This is a genomic window from Occallatibacter savannae, assembly GCF_003131205.1.
GTDB classification, from domain to species: domain Bacteria; phylum Acidobacteriota; class Terriglobia; order Terriglobales; family Acidobacteriaceae; genus Telmatobacter; species Telmatobacter savannae.
Genome location: NZ_QFFY01000007.1, coordinates 110991 through 133627, shown reverse-complemented (window position 1 = coordinate 133627; position 22637 = coordinate 110991). Strand labels below are relative to the sequence as shown.

Below are 22637 nucleotides of genomic sequence, written 5' to 3'. Positions count from 1 at the left end.
CCCGTTATGACCGGCCGGCAGGAAAGCGCAGAGAGCTTGTATGCGGCAGGGGAAGTGCAACTGGGCTTTGGAGCTATACGAGTGTACATGACGAAAAGTTCATGAGAGAACGACTGAGTGTGACGTGCGCGCCGCGGCTTCCGGGTGCGGGGTAAAGCTGGTATGCTGCCAGCGCAGAGAAAAGCGATTTACAAGAGGGGTGCAAGGCGATGTGGTTTCTTGGCATGGATGTGGGAACGGGCGGTACGCGGGCGGTGGTTGTTGATGGGAACGGGAAGCTGATCAGTGGTGCTTCAAGCGAGCACGCTCCGTTTCGCACGCCGCATCCAGGCTGGGCAGAGCAGGATCCGGAGGACTGGTGGAGAGCGGCGCAGGAGGCGATCAGGGGCGCGATCAAAGCTGCTCCGGAGCCGCATGAGGAGATCGCTGGGATCGGACTGACAGGGCAGATGCACGGCGCGGTGATGCTGGATGAGAATGGCGCGGTGCTGCGGCCGTCGCTGATCTGGTGCGACGTCAGGACGCAGCCGGAGTGCGACTGGCTGACGGAGAAGATCGGGTACGAGAAGTTGATCGAGCTCACGTGCAATCCGGCGCTGCCGAATTTCACGCTGACGAAGCTGCTGTGGGTGAAGACGCACGAGCCTGAGACCTTCAAGAAGATCCGGCACATCATGTGTCCGAAGGATTATGTGCGGTACAGATTGACGGGCGAGTTTGCGATTGATGTGCAGGAGGCGAGCGGCACGCTGCTGCTGGATGTGACGCATCGGCGCTGGTCGAAGGAAGTGGCCGAGGCGGCAGGAATTCCGGAGAGCTGGCTTCCGAAGGTGTATGAGTCGCCGGAGGTGTGCGCGCGAATCAGCGAGACGGCGGCGGGGCTGACGGGATTGAAGGCGGGGACGCCGGTGGTAGCGGGAGCGGGCGACCAGGGCGCGGGCGCGGTAGGTATGGGGATTCTGCAGCCGGGTTCGGTGTCGGCAACGATCGGGACTTCGGGCGTGGTGTTTGCGGCGACGGCACAGCCGACCAAGGATCCAAAGGGACGAATGCATACGTTTTGCCATGCGGTGCCGGGTGTGTGGCACGTGATGGGCGTGACGCAGGGCGCGGGGTTGAGCCTGAACTGGCTGAAGAATACGTTCTTTGCCGGGCAGAATTACGACGCGATGACGGCTGCGGCGGCCCAGGTTCCGGCGGGGAGCGAGGGGCTGATGTGGGCTCCTTATCTGATGGGAGAGCGGACTCCGCATCTCGACCCGTATGTGCGGGCGGCGTTTGCGGGGATCTCGACGATCCACACCGCGGCGCACTTTACGCGGGCGGTGCTGGAGGGAGTGGCTTATTCGCTGAAGGACAGCTTCACGCTGTTCACGGAGTTGGGAATTCCGCTGAGCGATGTGCGGCTGGGCGGGGGCGGTGCTAGAGGGCCGCTGTGGAGGAAGATCCAAGCGGGCGTGTACGGAATGACGGTGGAGTGCCTGGTTGCGGAAGAAGGCGGCGCGTTTGGGTGTGCGCTGATGGCGGGAGTGGGCACGGGCCACTGGGCGAATCTGGATGCTGCGTGTGATCAGGCGATCCAGGTGGCGCAGCGGATTGCGCCTGATGCGGCGGAGAAGGCTGCGTATGAGGCGGGATACGGGCAGTGGAGGAAATTGTATCCGGCGTTGAGAAGCTTGCGGTAAACTGCTGCGGCAGTCCTGGGGTGCGGGCTGAAGCCCGCACCCTTTTCGTTTTTAGCCAGCCGTTCGGCACGACTAAAGTCGTGCCCTGACGCTTCTCGAGAGTGCGGGCGAGTCTCGTTCAGTGAAAGTCTCCTGGAACGCAGGCCTGAGCCCTAGGGAGTTGATGATGTCTGCTGCTACGAGCCAGGCGATTGCGCCGGCAGAGTCTGTTACGCGAGTAAAAGAAGGAAGCACGATTGCTGCGCCGCCACCGCGGAATGTTGCTGTGGATGCGTATCGCGGGCTCGTTATGGTGCTGATGATGGGCGAGGTGATGCGCTGGGCGGACACGGCGAAGGCGTTTCCGGGGAGCACGTTCTGGCGGATTCTCGCGTACAACCAGACGCATGTGGAGTGGGCGGGGATGAGCCTGCACGACACGATCCAGCCGGGGTTTACGTTTCTCGCTGGCGTGGCGCTGCCGTATTCGATACGAAGCAGGCAGCGGAAGGGCGAGAGCTTCGCACACATGCTGCTGCATACGATGTGGCGGAGCGTGCTGCTGATTGCGCTGGGAGTTTTTCTGCGGTCGATCGACCATCCGATCACGTACTACACGTTTGAAGACACGTTGAGTCAGATCGGGCTGGGGTACACGTTCGCATTTCTGATCGCGTTCCTGAAACCGCGGTGGCAGTGGGTGTGGCTGGGCGTGATTCTGTTCGGGTACTGGATGGCGTGGGCGCTTTATCCGGCGCCGGAGGCGAACTACAACTGGGCGGCTGTGGGCGTATCGCCGGAGTTTGTGCAGAAGTATCTTTACCACGGCTTTGCTGCGCATTGGAACAAGAACAGCAACCTGGGGAATGCGTTTGATGTGTGGTTTCTGAATCTGTTTCCGCGCACGAGCCGGTTTGCGTATAACGATGGCGGGTACCTGACGCTGAGTTTCATTCCGACGCTGGGGACGATGCTGCTGGGGCTGATTGCGGGAAGGTGGTTTCACGAGAGTGCGCCCAAAATCCCACTTCGGAAGTTTGCGATTGCGGCAGTCGGGCTGATGGCCGCGGGACTGGTGCTGCACTTTGCGGGGATTTGCCCGATTGTGAAGCGGATCTGGACGCCAGCGTGGACGCTGTGGAGCGGGGGCGTTTGCCTCGCGTTTCTGGCGGCGTTCTCGTGGGTCATCGATATAAAGGGCTACCGGAAGGTTGCGTTTCCGCTGGTGGTTGTGGGGATGAACTCGATTGCGGCATATCTGATGGCGCATCTGTGGGAGGAGTTTATTCTGAGCAGCTTCAAGATTCATCTGGGGATGGGGTTCTTGAATGTGTTCGGGACGGGGCTGGAGCCGTTCTTCCTGGGCGTGCTGACGATGGGGGCGTATTGGGTGATGCTGTACTGGATGTACAAGAAGAAGATATTCATCCGGATTTAGATTTCCACTTATCGCGCATTGAAGCGCGCGATGAATGAGGCACAGCCCGGGCCTGAAGGCTCCTGCTCCCTCCGTTTTGTTGTTGTACATGCGATCGCGCGGGCTGAAGCCCGCGGGAATCTCTTCAGAGAAGGCGTCTATCGGCACGACTGAAGTCGTGCCCTGACGCTTCTTGCAACGCCGAAGATCAATTCAGAGCCAAGGTTCACAGTTGTGCGGACGGGAGGCAGGATTTAGTCTGGCGGGGCTGGGTTCAAACGTTTTTATTGGGGGTTCTGATGCGGTTTGGTGCGCTGGGTGCTTCTTGTGTTTTGTTTGGGATGATGGGTGCTGCGGCGCAGAGTGTGCCCTCGTGTGCGGATCTGAAGCTGGTGCCGGCGGTGCGGGAGTGCAAGGCGGTGAAGTCGTTCGCGATCGGAGCGGGTGGATTGCGCGTCATATCCGGGGTGAATCCGGAGGACGAGTTCAGCGCTGAAGATCTGGGCAAGGGTCTGTACGCTCGCGGGGTTCCGAAAGCAAGACTGAATGCTCGAACGAATCAGATGACTACGATTCGGCTCGAGCGCGTGAGCAGCGCACGAGCGAAGGAGATTTCAGACACTTCGGACGAGGCCTATCAGATCGAGCCCGTCGGTGCGCATGAACTGGTGGTGCGGGCGGCGACGTCTGCTGGAATCTTCTATGGTGCGCAGACGGTGAAGCAGTTGGTGCGCGGGGCGGGGAAGGATGCGGTGCTGCTGGTGCCGACGATTCGGGATTGGCCGGCGATGCCGCACCGGGGAATTTCGGACGACTGGTCGCGCGGGCCGCTGCCGAATATGGAGTTCCTGAAACGTGAGATTCGCACGCTGGCGGCTTACAAGTACAACATCTTCTCGCCCTACTTCGAGCACACATTTGCGTATGCGAGCACTCCGGTGGCGGCGTTTCCCGGTGGCGCGATGACTCCGGAAGAAGGGAAAGAACTGGTCGAGTTCGCGGCGAAGTATCACATCACGATCATTCCGGAGCAGGAGGCGTTCGGGCATCTGCATCATGTGCTGAAGTTCGAGGAGTACTCAAAGCTGGGCGAGACGCCGCATGGAGCGGTGCTGGCGCCCGGGGATGCGGCGAGCCTGCCGCAGATCGGCGAGTGGTTCGGCGAGTTGGCGAAGGTGTTTCCGGGGCCGTATGCGCATATCGGCGCGGATGAGACAGACCAGCTTGGGCTGGGACGAACGCACGACCAGGTGGCGCAGCAGGGATTAGGGAAAGTGTATCTGGATTTTTTTGGGGAAGATTCATGAGGAGCTTGCGCCGCTGCACAAGCGGCTGCTGTTCTGGGGTGACATTGCGGAGAACTCGCCGGAGCTGGTGGGCACGCTGCCGAAGGACATGATTGCGGTTTCGTGGCACTACGACAACAAGCCGGACTTCACGCAGAATCTGGAGCCGTTTTTGAAGTCGGGCCTGGAGACGTGGGTGGCGACGGGCGTGAATAACTGGAACCGCGTGTATCCGGATAACAACGAGGCGCTGGGGAACATCAAGAACTTCGTGCGGGATGGGCAGAAGCTGGGCGCTAAGGGCTTGCTGAATACGGTTTGGAATGATGACGGCGAAGGCATCGAGGACGAGAACTGGTTTGGGCTGCTGTTTGGGGCGGCGGCGGCGTGGCAGCCGGGCGAGAGTTCTGCCGAGAACTTCACGGCGGCGTATGGGCAGGCATTTCACGGCGACGAGACTGGGAAGATCAGCCAGGCGCAGCAGGAGCTGATGGCGGCGCATGCGGTGTTGCGCAAGGTCGACTTGTATGGCGCAGAGGACCGGTATTTCTGGGCCGATCCATATTCACCGGAGGGACGGGAGATTTCGGCGAAGCTGATGCCGGTTGTCTCGGAATTGCGGCTTCATGCGGAGAAGGCGATTACTCTGCTGGCGCAGGCGAGGGCTGCGGGGAAGCTGGAGAATCAGGAGGCGCTGGACGCGCTGCAGCTCGGCGCGCGGCGGATCGACTTCATCGGGCTGAAGTTCCAGTTTGCGCAGGAGTGCGCGGATCTGTATGCGAAGGCTCAGGCGGCTGCGGCTTCGGGTGATAAGAAGCGCTGGGATGAAGTGGGCGAGGCGATGTACACGATCGGGTCGAACAATGGGCGGTTCGAGGATATCCGAGACGGGTATGCGCAGCTGGGAAGGCTCTATCGCGATGCATGGCTGAGAGATAATCGGCCGTACTGGCTGGATGTGAATCAGGCGCGGTATGATCGCGCGGCGCAGTTATGGGTGGGGTGGTCGATGGCGTGGCAGAACGTGATTCAGAAGTGGCACGAGACGCGGACACTGCCGCCGGCGGAGCAGGTGGGGTTGCCGGGTGGGAGTTCGCCGGTGAAGTGAGTTGGTTCCCACATCTCTGCGAGATGTGGGGCACCCAGATCTTCAAGCATGAACTTGATTCCCGGTCCCCAAATGCGTGGGAGCCTCGGCTGCGCTCAGGACAGGCTCGGCGGCGCCCACTTTCACCAACTTGGAATCTGATTGCAACCGAACGGTTGCGCGATGCTGATCAGCGGAGATGGATGCGGCAGGCGGAGAGGGCCTCTTCGGGTTCGGGGCGGACGCGGAAGTCGGCGTGGGCTTCGGCGTAGAGGACCTTGTCGTCTCTTTCGATGACGTAGGTGGCGGGGAGGGGAAGTCGCCAGCTCTTGTCGCCGTTGATGAACGGTAGATTTACGAGGATGGAGAGGTAGTAGTCGCGGTGGTAATCGGGAATGGTGTAGACGAGGCCGAACTTCTCTGCGACTAGGTTGCCGGGATCGGAGAGGACGGGGAAGGGAAGCCCGTGCTGGCCTACCATGAAGTCGCTCTGGCGTTCGGTTTGCGGCGTGATGGCGACCAACAATGCGCCGCCCTCGCGGAGTTTGCCGTAGAGGTCGCGCCAGGTCTCGAGTTCGGTGACGCAATAGGGGCACCAGCGTCCGCGGAAGAACTTGATGACGAGAGGGCCGAGGGCGAGGATATCTCGGGAGCGGACGAGTTTGCCGCTTGAGTCTTTGAGGGCGAAATCGGGTGCTTGCGCGCCGGCGGGGAGTATGCGGTCTTCGATACCGGTGACGAAGAGGTCTTCGACGGCGCGTTCGCTGATGGCGAGGCGCTCGGGCTGGACGAGGTGGCGCGTGTTGGATGTGATCTCGTCGAGTTGGTCCTGGAGAGGGGTCATTCTTGGTTCAGCGGGTCAGGCCCTTGTGCGCTTCGAAAAAAGCAGATCCTTCGCTTACCACCCCAAGCTGAAAAGTACGCTTGGGGCCCCGTGCGCTCAGGATGACAGTTGGTGTTGAGAGACGGAGACAAACTTCATCGTCCGAATTTTTGGCGGCCGCCCATGAGCCCGGACATGCCGCCGCGGAGCATCTGCTTGGCGAGGCCACCTTTCCCCATTTGCTTGAACATTTTGCTCATCTGGGCGTACTGGCGGAGGAGTTGGTTCACTTCCTGTACGGAGGTGCCGGAGCCGGCGGCGATGCGTTTGCGGCGCGAGCCGGAGATGACTTCGTGGTTGCGACGCTCGTAGGGCGTCATGGAACTGATCATTGCTTCGAGGCGCACGAACTGTTTTTCGTCGACCTGGCCGGCGGCCTGCTGAAGTCCGGCAAACGGGCCGACGGAGGGCATCATCTTGAGGATGGATTCGATGGAGCCGAGCTTCTTGATCTGCTTCAACTGATCGCGGAAGTCTTCGAGCGTGAAGCCATCTCCGAGGAGAGCCTTCTTTGCGAATTCTTCTGACTTCTTCTTGTCGAGGGCGGACTCGGCTTTTTCGATCAGCGAGAGCATGTCGCCCATGCCGAGGATGCGGCCGACGATGCGGTCAGGATGGAAGGGCTCGAAGGCGTCGGGTTTTTCGCCGGTGCCGATGAACTTGATGGGCTGGCCGGTGACGTGGCGGATGGAGAGAGCTGCGCCGCCGCGGGAGTCGCCATCCATTTTGGTGAGGACGACGCCGGTGAGGCCGAGGCGCTTGTGGAAGTCCTGCGCCGAGTTTACGGCGTCCTGTCCAGTCATGGCGTCGGCGACGAAGAGGATTTCGGAGGGATTGAGGAGCTTCTTGAGCTGCTCCATTTCGGACATGAGCTCTTCGTCGACGTGGAGGCGGCCGGCGGTGTCGACGATGAGGGTGTCGCAGGCGAGGATGCGGGCTTCGCGGCGGGCTTCGGTGGCGAGGCGTTCGACGAGTTTGGAGTCGGCTGCCTGGCCGTCAACTTTGCCCTCGTAGAGGCGGGCGTCGATGGACTTAGCGACAACTTTGAGCTGCTCGCGGGCGGCGGGACGGTAGACGTCGACGGAGACGAGCATGGGGCGGTGTCCGCCCTTCTTGAGCCACTGGGCGAGCTTGCCGGAGGTGGTGGTTTTGCCGGAGCCCTGGAGACCGGCCATGAGGATGACGGTCGGCGGCTGGGAGGAGAACTTGAAGCGCGCGGTGTCGCGGCCCAGGAGTTCGATGAGCTCGTCGCGGACGATTTTGATGACCTGCTCGGAGGGCGAGAGCGCGGTGAGGACTTCGGTGCCGACGGCCTTGGCGCGGATGTGCTCGACGAGTTCCTTGACGACGTTGAGGTTGACGTCGGCTTCGAGCATGGCGACGCGGATCTCTTTGAGAGCCTCGTCCATGTTTTCTTCGGTAAGGGTTCCCTGGCCTCGAAGGGTCTTGAAGGCCCGCTGCAGCTTCTCTGTGAGGTTCTCAAACATGCTAGGGACAGTTTACTAGGGGACGTAGGGAGTAGGGACTAGGGACTAGGGACGTAGGGACTAAGGACGCGACAAGAGCCAGCTGATGATTGGGTTCCAGTATTCGGGTTGGGGTTTGTAGAAGGGGGAGTTGTGGGTGCGGGCGGGGAGTGTGAGGAAGTCGGCGCGATGGTTGGTGCAGGCGTGGAGTTCGTGAGCCATATGCGCCGGAAAGAGGCGGTCGCGGTCGCCGTGGACGATGAGGATGGGGAGTGTGGAGTCGCAGAGGGCCTCGCGAGCGGACCATATGGGCGGCACGAGCGGCGTCATGAAGGGCGGGATCCACGCGGCGCGCGCGGCTTTGCGGAATGAGGTATATCCGGCGCAGAGGATGAGGCGATCGGGCGTGACACGGTTGAGGATGGCGGGCGCAATTCCGGTGCCGAGCGAAAAGCCGAGAAGCGTGATGGGTGTGCCGGGCGCGAGACGCTGCAGAAATGCGAACGAGGAGACGGCGTCCTGTTCGAACTGGTGGAAATCGGGGTGGCCGGTGCTGCGACCGTAGCCGGAGTAGTCGAAGACGAGAGAGGCAATGCCGCTCTCGGCAAAGATGCGCTGGATGGGGAACCACTGCGGGGCGGTTTCGCCAATCCCGTGACAGATGAGGAGTGCTGATCGTGGCGGTGAGGCTTCGGGCTCAACAAAGATTGCGTCGAGCAGGTTTTTGCCGCTGGAGAGTGTGTGCCGAGTGGTGCGGAGGCTGGGGCAAGCGGGATACGAGCGAGGGATCCGGCCGAGGAGGCGATCTCTTAGTTGGATAAAGCGGCTGGCGATGGTGAGCGAAGTTGTGAAAGCGATGCGTTGAGCGAGTCTCACAGAAGAGTTTCCAGTTGCCAGTTTCCAGTCGTCAGTTCAGTCGGCGGGCCCGACGAGGTATTGCTCGAGTTTGCCGTCGGGGTAGGTGTAGGTGCTGATGCTGAGGCGGCGGGTGGGATACACGACGCGGTAGCCGCGGTATGTCATGCCGCCGCGCAACGACTCGCCGGTCTGGCGGAAGGTGAGAGGCTCGCCGAGAGGTCCGAGGCTGTCTTTGAAATCGGAGAGGGCCTGCGCGGAGAAGTAGTCGCTGAGGTTGGGCGCGAGAAGATTGCGATCGATCTGGCCCTTCTGAAGGCCGCGATAGATGTTGAGCGCCTGCTCTTCAGAAGGCGAGCGCTTTTCGCCAATGAGGGTGTCGGCGGAGAGCTGTGCGATCTGGCTGGCGCCGCTCTCCATATGGTTGGTGAGTACCGCAACGGCGACTCCGTCGTCGACGTAGACGACGTTGTCGGAGACGAAGCCGGTGACTTCGCCGCTGTGCTCGATTTCGCGGTGGCCATTGCGATTGAGCACGTCAACGCCGAGGCCGTAGTGACTGCCCGTGCCAATCTTGAGCTTTACTTCGGTGAACATCTGTTTGTAGCTCTCGGGCTTGAGGACGGATTGCGCGATGAGGCTGATGTCCCAGAGAGCGAGGTCGTGCGCGGTCATGGCGAGCTCTCCTGCAGCGAACATCCAGCCTTCACCTTCTTTGGGAGCGGGGCGGAGAGGGCCGAGTGCGTAGCGGATGTAGGGAGTGGCGTCGGTCTGGGTGAGTTTTTTCTCGTCAGAGTTCCAGACGCTCTTCATGCCGAGCGGGTGAAAGATGTGCTCGCCGAGGAAGTCCATGACTTTCTGGCCGCTGACTTTTTCAACGATGAGGCCGGCGATGACGTAGTTGGTGTTGGAGTATTGCCACTGGGTGCCGGGCTCAAAATCAAGGGGCTTTTTGGCCCATGTGTCGATGATGTATTGCGGCGTCGACGGCTTCATCATCGGAGTCATGAGGTAGTCCTCGGGCCAGTAGTCCTGATAGCCGGAGGTGTGGGAGAGGATCTGGCGGATGGTGACTTCGTCGCCGCGCGTGAGACCGGGAACGTATTTGCCGACCGGGTCATCGAGGGTGAGCCTGCCTTGTTCCTGAAGGAGAAGGATGGCGGCGGCGGTGAATTGCTTGGAGACCGAGCCGATGGAGTAGCGCATGTCGGGTGTGGCGAGCTTGTCTGGCGCGATGTGCGCGAGGCCGTAGGCGTGTGTGTAGACGAGCTTGCCGCCTTTGACGACGGCGACGGAGGCGGAGGGAACTCCGCGCTGCTTCATGACGCCGGCTGCGATCTCGTCGATGCGGGATTTAAGAGCGGGTTCGATGGTGTCGATTGTTTGTGCTGGAAGGTAAGAAGAAAAGGCGAGGATGGCAGCGTAGAGGACGGATGACTTGATCACGGACAGATCGGCTCCTGTTGATCCGAATAAAAGCGTAACAAACGGATGCGGTAGGCTGGTTCTGGTGTTACATAAAGTCGCGCGAGGTCGAGATGCAGCGAGTTATTGCAGGACATAAGAAATTTCTGGCCGAGGTTTTCCCGAAGAAGCGGGATCAGTATCACTTGCTGGCGGAGTCGCAGGCGCCAGAGTGGCTGTTCATTACCTGTTCGGATTCTAGGATCGTGCCCGATCTGATTCTGGGTACCGGGCCGGGCGATTTATTCATCAGCCGTAGCATCGGGAACGTGGTGCCGGTTTCGATGAACGATGTGGATGGCGTCACTGCGACGATCGAGTATGCGGTGGATGTGCTGAAGGTGCCCTACGTGATTCTGTGCGGGCACTCGGATTGCGGGGCGATCAAGGCGGCGATCAATCGGACAGGGCTCGATAAGCTGCCGAAGGCAAACCGGTGGCTGCAGCATGTGGAAACTGCGTTTTCACATCGCCAGCCGTTGAAGGATGAGGATGGGCCGCACGCGGAGTTGTGTTCGGTGATCCGGGGGAACGTTGTGGCGCAGCTGAACAATTTGAAGGCACAGCCGTCGGTATCACGAGCGATAGGTGAGGGCCGACTGAAGGTGTTTGGGTGGTATTACGACATTCTTTCGGGAAGGATTGAGCAGTACGATGAGGAAGAGCGAAGGTTCTTGCCACTGGTGAGTGAACTGATGCGTCGGCCTAAACCGGTATGATGAACAATTCCGAATGGGCACCCGGATCCCAGGCGTCAGAATCGAAACCCTTCGACTTCGCTCAGGGCGGGCTCTGGGGCACCCAAGCCTGTTAGGTCGAGCGGCTACAAGCTAACTACTTTTTGGTATCGCGGGCGGACTTGATGAAGTCGCGGGACTGTTCGATGTGGGCTGACTGCGTGGTCAGGACCTGGCGAACCGGGAGAGGCATGTAGGAATCGACGGCCCTGTTATAGGTCTCGAGGGTTTGATCTTCAGCCTCTTCGGCTGTGGAGAGAAGGCTTGAATCGCCTCCGCCGAGGGTAGCCTTGATGTCGCCCCATGCACGCAGGACAGTGCCGACGGCGGTTCCGCTTTCCTTCACGTCGTGGACGCCTTCCTGGTGAAGGATCGATTCGAGGACGCCGCGAAACTGCGCGCGGGTGAGGGATTCGGCGAGGAAATATTCCTTGAGAGCTTCGTCTTTGAGCTGCTCGCCAATCTTCTTGAAGCCTTCCTGACCATCAATCAGAGTTTGAATGACAGAGCGCAGTGCGGATTCAACTTCCTTGAGGTCTTTTGAGGGGGAGGACATAAGGGATTTCTCCGATTGGGATAGAAAAGGGCAGAGTCTGGCGGCTGACATGCGATTCTCCTTCGCCGCCAGTTGGGTAGGGGAAATCGCGAAAACCCCACCGGCCCTGCCCCTGAATGGATCACACCCGCACCCGCAGAGGCTGGGTGAATCCAGTTACTAAGATGCTGAAAGTCGAGGGTACGGCAGAAGAAAGTCTGAGCGATGCGCAACGGATCGCTTGCACTTCTTCTTTACGAGTAAATTGAGAGCGCAGCGAAGGCGGGCGGGTCAGTGCGCGCCGGGAGGCGGAGCGGCGTTCCTGGGCGGTTTTCCGAAGAGCCAGACGGCCGCGGCGCAGAAGAAGGCGAGCAACGCGGTCCAGCGGAAGACATCGACGTAGGCGAGCAGGGCGGACTGCTTAAGGAGTTTGCCGTAGAGGAGCCCGAAGGCTCCGGAGGTGGAAGACGCGGGCCCGAGGTGATGACCGAGGTATGTAGCGATCTGGCGGGAACTCTGCTGGAGGACGGGGCTGGATGCTGAGATGTTCGCGCCGATCTCCGTTTGATGGAGGGCTGCGCGGCGAATGATGGCGGTGGTGGCCATGGCGATGCCGATGGAGCCGCCAATGTTGCGGAGCATGTTGAAGAGGCCGGTGGCGTTGCCCATCTCTTCGCGGGGAATCGTGGAAGTGGTCATGGTGGCAAGGGGAACGAAGACGAAGGCGAGAGCGAAGCCGGTGAGGGTGATGGGCAGGAGCAGGGTGTAGGGGCCGATGGCAAGGTTCACTCTGCCGAAGAAGAGCGCGCAGACGCCGAAGCCCACGAATCCGGCGGAGAGGAGTTTTCGGTTGTCGATGCGGGAGCCGAGGATGCCGATGACGGGAGAGCCGATGAAGGAGCCGATGCCGCGAGGTCCGACGACGAGTCCGGCGGTGAAGGCGGTGTAGCCGAGGATCTCCTGGTAGTAGAGGGGCAGGATGGTGATGGTGATGTAGATGCAGGCGCCGAGGAGGGTGATGAGGTAGCAGCCGGTGCGGAAGTTGCGGTTCTTGAGGATGTGGAGGTCGACGAGGCCGCGGGGGTTGGTCCATGAGCGCCAGATCCAGCCGATGAGGGAGAGGAGGAGGGCGGCGACGGCCCAGCGCACCCAGATGGCTCCGAACCAGTCGTCTTCCTGGCCTTTGTCGAGGACGACCTGAAGGCAGCCGGTCCAGACGCAGAGAAGGCCGAAGCCAATGTTGTCGAACGGAGCGACCCTGGCGTGCTTTATGTAGGGCGGGTCGTGTACGAAGCGGGAGACCATGAGAACGGCAAGGATGCCGACGGGGATGTTGATGTAGAAGGCGTAGCGCCAACTCCAGGTATCGGTGAGCCAGCCGCCGAGAGTGGGGCCGAGGACGGGGGCGACGACGATGCCGAGGCCGTAGGCGGCCATGGATTTGGAGCGCTCGGCGGGAGGAAAGCTTTCAAGCAGGATGGATTGGGCGAGAGGCTGAAGCGCTCCGCCTCCTGCTCCCTGGAGGATGCGTGCGAGGAGGATTACGGCGAGGGACGGGGCTGCTCCGCAGAAGAATGAAGCAATGGTGAAGATGACGATGCAGATGAGCAGGAAGCGCTTTCGTCCGAAGCGGCGCGCGAACCAGTTGGAGGCGGGGAGGATGACGGCGTTGGCGACGAGGTAGCTGGTGAGGACCCAGGTAGCTTCTGAATTCGTTGCGGAGAGGCTGCCGGCGATGTAGGGAAGGGCTACTGAGGCGATCGCGGTGTCGAGCACCTCCATGAAGGTGGGCAGCATGACGGAGCAGGTGACCAGCCACGGATTGACGCCCTGGGTGAGTGGATATCTGGCTTGAGCCTCGGCGGTGGTCATGGGGACCGGAACAGACGAGGTTACATGATGAGGCTGCTGGATGGTTGTGATGATGGACAGATGTGAACCGTGGTTGAAAGCTGTGGCTACTGCGTTTTGGTAGGCTGAAACCTATGCGTGGTCACTTGTGGTGGGCTGGTGCTTTGGTTGCGCTGGCAATGGCGGTTGGTGCGGTTTCTTGTACTGCGCAGGCTCCGGACAACTTCAGATGGGTTGATTTCCATTCGCCGAACGACCAGGACGTTGTGAACTGGGTGAGGCGTGCGCTGGAGGAGCAGAAGTGGACGGCGATTCGGGAGATCGGGGTTGAGTACGATCAGGCGCTGGTGATCACGACGAATCGCAACTCTCCACAGGGAGCGCCTAACCGGGATTCGTTTTCGATGTGGAGCGTTTCGCTGGCGAATCACGCGGTAGTGCACATCGTTGATGGGACGAATTTGAGGATTGCGGATTGGCTGTTGCTGGATGTGACGTCGCCGCGGGAGTTGGGCGTGCTGTATGACGACTGCGCGGATTGCGATGCGACGACGTACTTCACGACACTGCACTACGACCTGAGGCAGCATGCGTGGGCGGCGCGCTGGCTGCAGGGCGGCGGGAAGACGATTGCGGTGTGGAGCGCGAAGGCTCCGCTGGGCGTGACGCAGACGCAGGTGTTTGCGGTGCTGGCGGACTCGAATGGACACGAGGTGCTGGGTACGTGGCGTCACCTCGACTATGGAGCGCAGAGGGCTGCTGAGGATCTGGTCTATCGCTACGATGTGGATTCTGGAACGGCGAGGGAGAGCAATCTGCAGCTGTTTGGGCGCGATGCGGCGAGTATGAAGGAGCGGCTATGCCATGGCGATACGGTGCCGGGGTTGAGGCGAGGGCAGGATTCGGCGCTGTGCAGTCCGGCGGAGAAGCCGACGTATGAGCGGAAGCCAGTGACGACGCCGCCGAAGAATAACGAGGGAAGGTCGAGACCGCAATGAGCAGTGGTCAGTGATCAGTGCTCAGTGATCAGAAAGACAAGGAACGTAGGGCAGGGAACAGATGGAAACACACTTCGAAGAAAACGGAACGGCCACCGAGAGCGGTGGCCGTTTTGATTTTGATTGAGGCGAGGTTACTTTTTGAAGCGTTTGGAGGGTTCGTCGGAGTAAATCTGGCCGTCGCGGATGTGGACGACGCGGTGGGCGTACTCGGCGATGTCGGGCTCGTGGGTGACGAGGACGATGGTGTTGCCCTTGGCTTGAAGCTGGTCGAAGAGGGCCATGATCTCGACGCCGGTTTTGGAGTCGAGGTTTCCGGTGGGCTCGTCGGCGAGGATGATGGAGGGCCGATTGACGAGCGCGCGGGCGATGGCAACGCGCTGGCGCTGGCCGCCGGAGAGTTCATTGGGCTTGTGGTGCATGCGCGATTCGAGACCGACGTTGGTGAGAGCCTGTTTGGCGCGTTCGATGCGCTCCGTGGCAGGGGTGCCGTTGTAGATGAGAGGCAACTCGACGTTATGGAGGGAGCTTGCACGCGAGAGCAGGTTGAAGGTCTGGAAGACGAAGCCGATTTCCTTGTTGCGGATGCGGGCGAGTTCGTCATCGTCAAGTTCGCTGACGAGTTGGCTGTTGAGCCAGTACTTGCCTTTCGAAGGAGTGTCGAGGCAGCCGATGAGGTTCATCAGCGTCGATTTGCCGGAGCCGGATGGGCCCATGATGGCGACGTATTCGTTCTGCTTGATGCGGAGGTTGACGCCGCGCAGGGCGTGGACCTGCTGCTCCGATCCCATGTCGTAGGTGCGCCAGAGGTCTTCAACGACGATCATGTCGCCATTGGGGCCTAATGATTGCTGCGCTTCCACCTCAGATATGACGCTGTCGAGAGCCATGTGAACCTGTCCTTGTTTTGACTGCTGCGAAGGCCTGTTCGTTTCTGTCAGATCGTGTGAGCGGCTTAGGTAGTGCTGCCGGGCTGAGCGGCGACGGGCTGCTTGTCGCGTTTGAGAAGAGCGCCGTTCTTCAGAGTGCGAAGGGTCTTGTATGGACCGGTGACGATCTCCTGGCCGTCCTGCAGGCCGCTGAGTACTTCGATGTCGGTTGCGCCGGTGATGCCTGTCGTGACGGGCACGAACTTGGCGCGCTGCTTGCCGTGTGCGTCTTTTTCAATGACGTATACGCCCTGAACGGGAGGCGTTTTGCTTGCAGAGGATGAGGACGCGGCTTCGACATTGCCGTTGCTGGAGTTCGGCGCCGGTGGCGTGAAGGTCGTGAGCGCCTGGATGGGCAGCGCAAGAACGTTCGATTTCTGTGCGGTGGTGATCTTGGCCGTGGTGGAAAGGCCAGGACGCAGTTCTTCTGAGGGCTGATCGAGGGTGACGACGACCTTGAAGTCCTTAGCTTCTTCGGTGCCGGTGGTGGACTGTGAGGTGGCGATACCTGTAGAGCGGAGAAGCGCCTGGTCGCCGACCAGAGTCACGTGGCCCTTGAAGACTTTGCCGGGGATGGCGTCAACGGTGACGTCGGCCGGCTGGCCGTTCTTGATATTGACGATGTCGGTTTCGTCGACCTTGACCTCGGCGGTGATCACACTCATGTCCGCCAGGGTCATCAGGGTTGAGCCGGCGGTGTTCTGAATGCCGGTGACCACAGTCTCACCTTCTTTTACAGGCATGTTGGTGACGATGCCGTCGAACGGGGCGATGGCGATGGTCTTCTCGAGCATGTCCTGGTTCGCGCGGAGAGTGGCGACCTGGGTCTGGAGATGGCCGCGGGCGGATTCCGTCTGCGCTCTGGACTGGTTCAGCTGGGCCTGCATCTGCGCAACGGTCGCTACGTCGGTGTCATATGCGGCTTTCTTGCTGTCGAAGTCCTGGCGGGCCATGATGCCGGCCTTGAAGAGGCTCTGTGCGCGTTCCCAATCGAGCTTCTTCTGTTCGAGATCGGCCTTGGCGCGCTCCACATTGGCCTCGGCGGTCTTCTCGGCGGCGATGTAGGAGTTGATGTCGGTCTTGGCGGCGGAGATTGCGGCTTCCTGCCCGGCGACGTTAGCCCTCTGCTGGACATTCTCGATCGTGGCGACGATCTGGCCCTTCTTGACCGAGTCTCCTTCCTTTACGTAGAAGTGAGTGACTCGACCCATGACATTGGCGCCGACATTGACATAGGTCGTGGGCTTGATCTGGCCGGTACCGCTGACCACTGTAGCCAGATCCTGTTTGTGGACCTTGGCGGTGAGGACCTTGGTATAGCCGGACTGCTGTTTGTAAACAAAGACGACAACCAAGACGATGGCAACGATGACACCAGCGGCGATCAGAAGAATCTTTTTCATGTGTCGCTAAAACTCCGGGAGTCTCCACTCAATTCTACGCAGTTCTTTCCTCAGAGGTTCCCGCAGTGGAAGAATTCACAATTTGCAGTGAACTCGCTGGGGGAATGGCTGGAGCTTCGGTGTGCCTAGACCGGGCATCGAGCCGCTGCTGGTCACTCTCTTGGGCTGGAATTGCCGGGAGAGGTGGCAGCAGATTTGCAGGATGATTGCGTTCTTTGAAAAGACGCGGAGGAAGCTCTCTTTGTCTCATGAAAAGGGGAGATTCAGGCATGAAAAGTGACCAGCGGGGTGACATTCTGGTGGCGAGGGCGTCGAAATGCCAGCCACAGGCTCGTCATGCCTTGCCCAGCACCTTTTCGGACCGTAGAATAGAGCCACTTGTAGGGAGCATTTTGACGCAATGATTTTCAACGGCCGTTCGGTCCTTTTCGTCGCACTTGGGTGCGGCCTCGCCATCCTTCCCGCCCCTAGAAGCCACGCGCAACAGACTGGTGATCCAGCAGTTAAGACGCGCCCGGCTGGTGGACAGGACAGCGACTCTCCGGATGAGCCGGATCCGCTGAAGCGCAAGCGGTCGGATGCGGCGGAGTTCAAGGCTCAGAAGGAACTGCGGCAGGAGTTACACGGGGCGTTCAAGACCTGGCTGGACCAGGATGTGGCGTACATCATCACGGATGAGGAGCGGAAGGCGTTCAAGAACCTGGGGAACGACGAGGAGCGCGAGGCGTTCATCGAGCAGTTCTGGCTGAGACGCAATCCGAACCCTGACTCGCCGGACAACGAATTTCGCGAAGAGCACTACCGCAGGATCCAGTACGCGAACGATCATTACGCGGCGGGCAAGCCGGGGTGGAAGACGGATCGCGGACATATTTATATTTCGTTCGGGCCGCCGGATTCCGTCGAGTCGCACCCTTCCGGCGGTTCGTATAATCGGCCCATCGATGAGGGCGGTGGTGAGACGTCGACCTTCCCGTTTGAGATCTGGCACTACCGGTATCTCGAAGGTGTCGGCGACAACATCGATATCGAGTTTGTGGATACCTGCCAGTGCGGCGACTACCACTTCACAATCGATCGCGGTGAAAAGGACGCGCTGGCGAAGGTTCCAGGAGCGGGTCTGACGCAGTGGGAATCGATCGGCATGGCGAAGAAGGCGGACCGGTTTAAGGGTGGATTCGAGACGCTGGGCACGGGTCCGTTGGAGAGCTCGAACCAGGCGAAGCAGTTCGACCGGATCGAGATGGCCGCGAAGCTGTTTGCGCCGCCCCCGATCAAGTTTCACGACCTGGAGAGCGCGATCAGCGAGCACAAGATCCTGGGCGGACAGATTTTCCCGTTCGACGTGCGGACGGATTTTGTGAAGGTGACGTCCAGTACTGTTTTGGTTCCCATCACCCTGCAGATCAAAAACCGGGATGTCACGTTCGTGACGAAGGACGGGGTGGCACGGGGTGTGGTCAACATCCTGGGCAAGGTGACGACGCTGACGCACAAGACAGTGCAGACGTTCGAGGATACGGTCTCTGTGGAGCAGCCAGCCGAGCTGCTGCAGGGATCGCTGGAGCGTAAGTCCATCTACTGGAAGGCAGTACCGCTGCTTCCGGGGCTCTACCGGCTGGACATCGCCATCAAAGATGTCAACAATCCGGACCACATCGGACTCTACGGCAGAAGCCTGGACGTGCCTACGTATCACGACGAAAAGCTGAGCACGTCGTCCCTTATATTGTCTGACCAGATCTATGCGGTCAGTTCGCACGATATCGGCCAGGGCAATTGCGTGATCGGGAACACTCACGTTTGCCCGAGGGTGACGCCAAATCCGGCTACCCCGGTGAACTATAAACGCAACCAGGAGTTGAACTTCTGGATGCAGGTCTACAACCTTGGGATCAACGACCAGACCAAGGCGAACGAGGCCAAGGTTACGTACCAGATCATCGACACGGCGACAAACAACGTCGTGCTTGAGAAACAGCAGGATTCAAAGGACTTCGGCGAGCATAGCGACCAGCTCACGGTGGAGAAGACCCTTCCGATCGCTGGTCTGCAACCGGGCAAGTACAAGGTGACGATCAAAGTAAATGACGAAATCTCGAAACAAGAGATTGCGCAATCGGCACCTTTTGTCGTGGAATAGTACGCAAGGCTTCGCAAGAGGGTCAGCCGGCACTCAGACCGGCAACCAGCGAATGCTCGATTCCCAGGACTTAGCCAGGACGCCGCCCGGGTCACCAAGGTGTTGATGATTCGAAGCAGGCTCCATCTCGTCTCCCTCATCGCGTTGATCGTCGTCGCCGGCGCACCTCTCTACGGAGCGTCGGACGGGACCGTGTCGGGAGTGGTGCGCGACTCGGCCGGCGTGCCGCAGATGGGCGCGGCCGTCGAACTGCTGAGGCCGGACCTGACCGTGGTTGCAGCGGTCTATACGAACAGCAAAGGAACCTACACGTTTGGAAACGTGCTGCCGGGCCGCTATGCGGTGAAAGCGATGGGCACGTCGTTTCTTCCGTCGCTGCGCGAGAACGTTAAGGTCCGCAGCAATGCGGTGGTGAACCTGACGCTGAATACCCTGTATGAAGTGATGCAGTGGCTGCCGGCGGAGCCGAAGGCGGCAAACGCAAATAAGGACGACTGGGAGTGGACACTGCGGTCTGCTGCGAATCGTCCGCTGCTGCGCTGGCTCGAAGATGGTCCGCTGGTGGTGGTTTCAGACCGGCCGGGCGCGAGGCCGAAGCTGAAGGCGCGGCTGATGGCTACAGGGCAGGAAGGAACATTCGGCGAGAGCGGCGAGCGCTTTTCCGCGACGGTTGAAGATACACCGGCAAGCAGCCGTGAACTGCTCGCGCGGGTAGACTTTTCTCCGGACTCGAACGAGGGCATGGAGTCGATGCTGGGGTTCCGGCAGGACCTCGGGATTGCCGGAGCGGTGGAGTCACTGGCGGCGATTTCGATTCACCCGGTGGTCGAGGGACCGGATGGCGTGGGGCTGGAAGAGGCGATGATGCGCAGCGCCGAGACGATGAATCTTGGCGATGAGTTTGAAGTCGAGGCCGGAACGCAACAGGTGCTGGCGCGGTTTGGGCAGAATTCACAAAATACCGTGGTACAGGCGCTGCCGTTCGCGACTGTGAAATGGAACGGTGCGCAGTCGACGGTAAGCTACCGGATGGCCAGCGCGCTGCCCGTTGCGGGGCAGGCACCATCAGAAACTGGCTACTACATGCCGAGGCTCGCGATGCGCAGCGGGCAATTAACGATGGAGCATGGGCTGCACCAGGAGATTGCATGGGAGCGGCGGACGGATGCTTCGGGCGTTTCGTTCGCGGTGTACTCGGATCGGATTGACAATCCGGTGATCGAGGCAAGCGGACAGGCATCGGCGGGCGATAGTGTTCTGCGCGATCCGCGAAGCGGATTAATGCGTGGGGCCGGGCAGGATTTTTCTGGCGCGGGGTTCGTAGCGAGAGTTGACCACACGATGGCCGGCGGCAACCGGGTTCAGCTGGCGTACGCCAACGGTAACGCGATGGTGATGCCGGCAGTTGTGCATCCGACGGGGCTGAATCAGATCTTCGCTGCGGCTCGGCCGCGACGCGCACAGATGTACGCGATCTCGCTTTCGGGCACGCTGGAGGGAACAGGCACACGTTGGCGCGCAAGCTATCGCTGGCAGCCGTCGGACACAGTTACGGCGATCGCGCCGTACTCGATCAGCGCAATTGAGCCCTACCTCAATCTGCACCTGCGCCAGCCGATCGTCACCCATGAGGGCGGGGTGAACGTGGAAGCTCTGCTGAACGTGAGCAACCTGCTGGCGGAAGGCTATCGCCCCTACGTCACCAACCAGGGAACAGTGGTCTTCGCGCAAGACCAGCGCGGAGTTGGGGCCGGCGTGGCGTTTACGTTCTAGAGCAAGTCGGCTTCACGACTTGGTGATCAGAGACAATCGGGAATTTCAGCGCTTCGCAAGTGCGGGTGACTTCGTGTCTGGTTGAGGCAGCGCGCTCGCCGATTGCGGTCGGCACTCGAATGAGAGCAGTGCGAGGTTGTTGAAGGCGGGAGGCTGGGGCGCTGTCTCGGTGCATCCATGTTCAGCGAGAATTCTGCGCATGATTCCGGGTTCATCGGGGAACCTGCTCCAATGGCCCGAGCGAGTCGTGTATGCGATCCAAACTCTGCCCGAGGCCTGCTGAACAGCGTTGCCGAAGTCGTTTCGGACTAATGCTTCGCTACTCGTGGACTCGATGTCGGGGATGCCCCGTGCACAGCAGGGCCAAGCCGTGTTTCCGAAGCGAACCGGCGCATCGTCCCACCCATGCATTCGGAGATAGAGCTGGAACTGCTCCCGGAGCGATGCGTGCACCCACACGAGGTCGTGCGGTTGAACGTGCGTTTTCAGGTATGCGATGGCACCGTCAGCATCCTCGGTGGGTGCTATGTTGCGGGCGTTCTGGGATCGGCTCGCGTTCAGTGTCAGCACAATCGCAAGCAGAATTGCCAGATCCAGAACGGGTCTGATCCACGGACGCCCCATCGTCATCAGGTACACGGAAAGCAACTGAAGGCTGGAGACGATCGCAAGGACGAGGCCCGGGAGCGCAAACAGGCTGGTGCGCTGGCTGAATGGGTAGAGGGAAAGGTGATCTGCGATGACGATGATGAGACAAGGAAGCAGGCAGACGAACATTGTTGCAAACCAGTTGCGGTTGCCGTGACGCAAACGGATCCAGGACAGAATGAAGCCACAGAAGAGCAGGGCGAAAACGCAAAATAGCCGGACCGATTGCCGGTTGAAAAAGTGACCCAGAGGCATCTCGCCGATGAACCTGTAATATTCGAGAGTCCAACTCAGACCCGGGCCGCTGAAGAAGAGGTCGTGCAATGCGGGCGAGGAGTTGGGGACTGCGAAAACACGATAGATGCACAGGGCGACTGAGCCGACGATGGCCGAGAAGGTCGCGGCGTGCGCAACGGAACTGGAGAGCGAAGCGTTCCTGCGGGGAGTTGAGTTTGGAGTGACGGGGACGATGAAAAACAGGCTCGCCACTCCGGGCATGAGAAGGGCGCACCCGTAGCTCATGGAGAGGCATACAGCCGCGATTGCGAGCAGGAGCCAGAAGCGCTTCCGAGTTGAGCGCTGAATGTAGAAGGTGCACGCCAGCAAAATCGCAGTGGAAGCGAAGAACTCGGAGCTGTATTGCTTCACCTCACGAGCCAAGGTGATCTCGGTCGGGGAAAGAATGAGAAGCATCCATGCGAGCAAGGCATAGTGCCGCCAAAGTGTGCGGGATGCCAGCAGGAGCGTGGCAGCGACGGCTAGCAGGGCCATGATCAACGGGGCTACTCGCAAAGCCGCGTTGCTGATGCCGAAGATTGCTAAGGAGAATCGCGCCAATAGCAGCACGACGGGCGGAGTGGTTTGCAGCCAGTCGCTGGGATAGAACATGCCAGCGAGCGAGTGCGCTTGGATGGAGTTTGCAACCCACGCCTCATCGAGCCAGAGGCTCCGCCCCATGCTTCCGGTGAGCAACGCGATGTTGTATCCGGCGACGAGGAAAACAGCCAGCGAGAAAAAGGCGCGGGTTCGCAGAACGAGGGTGATGGGACGAAGAACCCGAAGCAGGGGCGTGTCGAAGCGGGAAGTGTCGACGAGGGTTCGCGGCGATCTGCGTTCTGGGAAAGTCAAGCTGGTTGAGTTTTGGGAGTGCTCAACCTACGATATACGCCGATGTAGTCAAGGCAAAGACCAAAAACGCCGACACTGCGCGTCGAGGGCGGAAACCAGGCGGGATGTTGGAGACTGGTGGACGCGGTAGGAATCGAACCTACAACCTGTCGGTTAAGAGCCGAATGCTCTGCCAGTTGAGCTACGCGTCCAGAGGTGTGTACGTTGTGCGGCGGGGAATGATGCGCAACGGAGATCTACAGAAGGTCATCTGCCGATCCTTGAAAAGGATACCACAGGGTTGGTGTGGATTCCAAAGCTAGTCGATTGAGGATCAGACGCTCTGGCTCTGGGAGTGTAAGCGATGAGGCTCCTTTGAAATCAGAGGTGT

The 22637-nt window shown here is 60.3% G+C and carries 17 protein-coding genes and 1 tRNA gene; 8 read left to right on the top strand and 10 right to left on the bottom strand.

What is annotated here, in order from left to right; genetic code table 11:
• The first annotated feature begins 209 nt into the window (after positions 1 to 209).
• From xylB to DHV10_RS23120, 4 genes are all read left to right on the top strand, one after another.
• The gene (gene xylB, locus DHV10_RS23135) at positions 210 to 1685 is read left to right on the top strand and encodes a xylulokinase (RefSeq protein WP_109488795.1); all 1476 of its coding nucleotides are present in this window, start codon (positions 210 to 212) and stop codon (positions 1683 to 1685) included.
• A gap of 166 nt (positions 1686 to 1851) precedes the next feature.
• Entirely contained in the window at positions 1852 to 3102 is a 1251-nt protein-coding gene (locus tag DHV10_RS23130) for an acyltransferase family protein (RefSeq protein WP_239461996.1), read from the top strand.
• Between the two features lie 278 nt (positions 3103 to 3380).
• Complete coding sequence (locus tag DHV10_RS23125) at positions 3381 to 4388, top strand: glycoside hydrolase family 20 zincin-like fold domain-containing protein (protein WP_162601818.1); 1008 nt, start codon at positions 3381 to 3383, stop codon at positions 4386 to 4388.
• Positions 4372 to 5475, top strand: coding sequence for a hypothetical protein (locus DHV10_RS23120; protein ID WP_109488793.1), 1104 nt, complete (start codon positions 4372 to 4374; stop codon positions 5473 to 5475). Before DHV10_RS23125 ends, DHV10_RS23120 begins: the two co-directional genes overlap by 17 nt.
• A 169-nt stretch (positions 5476 to 5644) precedes the next feature.
• On the opposite strand, the gene DHV10_RS23115 is transcribed toward DHV10_RS23120, so the two are convergent.
• The 4 genes from DHV10_RS23115 to DHV10_RS23100 all read right to left on the bottom strand — a co-directional run bounded on the left by DHV10_RS23115 (position 5645) and on the right by DHV10_RS23100 (position 10104).
• Complete coding sequence (locus DHV10_RS23115) at positions 5645 to 6298, bottom strand: peroxiredoxin-like family protein (RefSeq protein ID WP_109488792.1); 654 nt, start codon at positions 6296 to 6298, stop codon at positions 5645 to 5647.
• Between the two features lie 134 nt (positions 6299 to 6432).
• On the bottom strand, positions 6433 to 7824 hold the full coding sequence (ffh, locus tag DHV10_RS23110) for a signal recognition particle protein (RefSeq protein WP_109488791.1): 1392 nt from the start codon (positions 7822 to 7824) through the stop codon (positions 6433 to 6435).
• Between the two features lie 60 nt (positions 7825 to 7884).
• Positions 7885 to 8679, bottom strand: coding sequence for an alpha/beta hydrolase (locus DHV10_RS23105; RefSeq protein WP_162601817.1), 795 nt, complete (start codon positions 8677 to 8679; stop codon positions 7885 to 7887).
• 36 nt (positions 8680 to 8715) lie between these two features.
• Positions 8716 to 10104, bottom strand: coding sequence for a serine hydrolase domain-containing protein (locus tag DHV10_RS23100; protein WP_109488789.1), 1389 nt, complete (start codon positions 10102 to 10104; stop codon positions 8716 to 8718).
• 92 nt (positions 10105 to 10196) lie between these two features.
• On the opposite strand from DHV10_RS23100, the gene DHV10_RS23095 reads away from it, so the two are divergent.
• Positions 10197 to 10841 (top strand): carbonic anhydrase, encoded by a 645-nt coding sequence (locus DHV10_RS23095; protein WP_109488788.1) that lies wholly within the window; start codon positions 10197 to 10199, stop codon positions 10839 to 10841.
• A gap of 115 nt (positions 10842 to 10956) precedes the next feature.
• On the opposite strand, the gene DHV10_RS23090 is transcribed toward DHV10_RS23095, so the two are convergent.
• Both DHV10_RS23090 and DHV10_RS23085 read right to left on the bottom strand, forming a co-directional pair.
• Positions 10957 to 11415, bottom strand: a complete 459-nt coding sequence (locus DHV10_RS23090) for a PA2169 family four-helix-bundle protein (protein ID WP_109488787.1) — start codon at positions 11413 to 11415, stop codon at positions 10957 to 10959.
• A 270-nt stretch (positions 11416 to 11685) separates the two neighbouring features.
• Entirely contained in the window at positions 11686 to 13266 is a 1581-nt protein-coding gene (locus tag DHV10_RS23085; protein WP_109488786.1) for a DHA2 family efflux MFS transporter permease subunit, read from the bottom strand.
• Positions 13267 to 13379: 113 nt separating this feature from the next.
• Between DHV10_RS23085 and DHV10_RS23080 the strand changes: the two genes are divergently transcribed.
• The gene (locus tag DHV10_RS23080; RefSeq protein WP_162601816.1) at positions 13380 to 14243 is read left to right on the top strand and encodes a hypothetical protein; all 864 of its coding nucleotides are present in this window, start codon (positions 13380 to 13382) and stop codon (positions 14241 to 14243) included.
• Positions 14244 to 14377: 134 nt separating this feature from the next.
• Here the strand turns inward: DHV10_RS23080 and DHV10_RS23075 are convergent, their stop codons facing one another.
• Both DHV10_RS23075 and DHV10_RS23070 read right to left on the bottom strand, forming a co-directional pair.
• Entirely contained in the window at positions 14378 to 15133 is a 756-nt protein-coding gene (locus DHV10_RS23075) for an ABC transporter ATP-binding protein (protein WP_109488784.1), read from the bottom strand.
• Positions 15134 to 15198: 65 nt separating this feature from the next.
• Entirely contained in the window at positions 15199 to 16575 is a 1377-nt protein-coding gene (locus DHV10_RS23070) for an efflux RND transporter periplasmic adaptor subunit (protein WP_109488783.1), read from the bottom strand.
• A 400-nt stretch (positions 16576 to 16975) separates the two neighbouring features.
• On the opposite strand from DHV10_RS23070, the gene DHV10_RS23065 reads away from it, so the two are divergent.
• Together DHV10_RS23065 and DHV10_RS23060 are read left to right on the top strand one after the other, a co-directional pair.
• A complete protein-coding gene (locus DHV10_RS23065) occupies positions 16976 to 18718 on the top strand; it encodes a GWxTD domain-containing protein (protein ID WP_109488782.1) in 1743 nt (580 codons plus the stop codon).
• A gap of 105 nt (positions 18719 to 18823) precedes the next feature.
• Positions 18824 to 20491 carry a TonB-dependent receptor gene (locus DHV10_RS23060; protein WP_109488781.1) on the top strand — a complete coding sequence of 556 codons (1668 nt, stop codon included), beginning with the start codon at positions 18824 to 18826 and terminating at the stop codon, positions 20489 to 20491.
• Positions 20492 to 20536: 45 nt separating this feature from the next.
• On the opposite strand, the gene DHV10_RS23055 is transcribed toward DHV10_RS23060, so the two are convergent.
• On the bottom strand, positions 20537 to 22267 hold the full coding sequence (locus tag DHV10_RS23055; protein ID WP_109488780.1) for a glycosyltransferase family 39 protein: 1731 nt from the start codon (positions 22265 to 22267) through the stop codon (positions 20537 to 20539).
• A 115-nt stretch (positions 22268 to 22382) separates the two neighbouring features.
• Positions 22383 to 22458, bottom strand: a tRNA-Lys gene (locus DHV10_RS23050).
• Positions 22459 to 22637: the final 179 nt, after the last annotated feature.

Excerpts from the sequence above, each read along its gene's own strand:
- DHV10_RS23115 (WP_109488792.1), bottom strand. The coding sequence starts at position 6,298 with ATGACCCCTCTCCAGGACCAACTCGACGAGATCACATCCAACACGCGC.
- DHV10_RS23095 (WP_109488788.1), top strand. The coding sequence starts at position 10,197 with ATGCAGCGAGTTATTGCAGGACATAAGAAATTTCTGGCCGAGGTTTTC.
- DHV10_RS23060 (WP_109488781.1), top strand. The coding sequence starts at position 18,824 with ATGATTCGAAGCAGGCTCCATCTCGTCTCCCTCATCGCGTTGATCGTC.
- DHV10_RS23130 (WP_239461996.1), top strand. The coding sequence starts at position 1,852 with ATGTCTGCTGCTACGAGCCAGGCGATTGCGCCGGCAGAGTCTGTTACG.
- DHV10_RS23065 (WP_109488782.1), top strand. The coding sequence starts at position 16,976 with ATGATTTTCAACGGCCGTTCGGTCCTTTTCGTCGCACTTGGGTGCGGC.
- DHV10_RS23085 (WP_109488786.1), bottom strand. The coding sequence starts at position 13,266 with ATGACCACCGCCGAGGCTCAAGCCAGATATCCACTCACCCAGGGCGTC.
- DHV10_RS23070 (WP_109488783.1), bottom strand. The coding sequence starts at position 16,575 with ATGAAAAAGATTCTTCTGATCGCCGCTGGTGTCATCGTTGCCATCGTC.
- ffh (WP_109488791.1), bottom strand. The coding sequence starts at position 7,824 with ATGTTTGAGAACCTCACAGAGAAGCTGCAGCGGGCCTTCAAGACCCTT.
- DHV10_RS23125 (WP_162601818.1), top strand. The coding sequence starts at position 3,381 with ATGCGGTTTGGTGCGCTGGGTGCTTCTTGTGTTTTGTTTGGGATGATG.
- DHV10_RS23090 (WP_109488787.1), bottom strand. The coding sequence starts at position 11,415 with ATGTCCTCCCCCTCAAAAGACCTCAAGGAAGTTGAATCCGCACTGCGC.
- DHV10_RS23080 (WP_162601816.1), top strand. The coding sequence starts at position 13,380 with ATGCGTGGTCACTTGTGGTGGGCTGGTGCTTTGGTTGCGCTGGCAATG.
- DHV10_RS23075 (WP_109488784.1), bottom strand. The coding sequence starts at position 15,133 with ATGGCTCTCGACAGCGTCATATCTGAGGTGGAAGCGCAGCAATCATTA.
- xylB (WP_109488795.1), top strand. The coding sequence starts at position 210 with ATGTGGTTTCTTGGCATGGATGTGGGAACGGGCGGTACGCGGGCGGTG.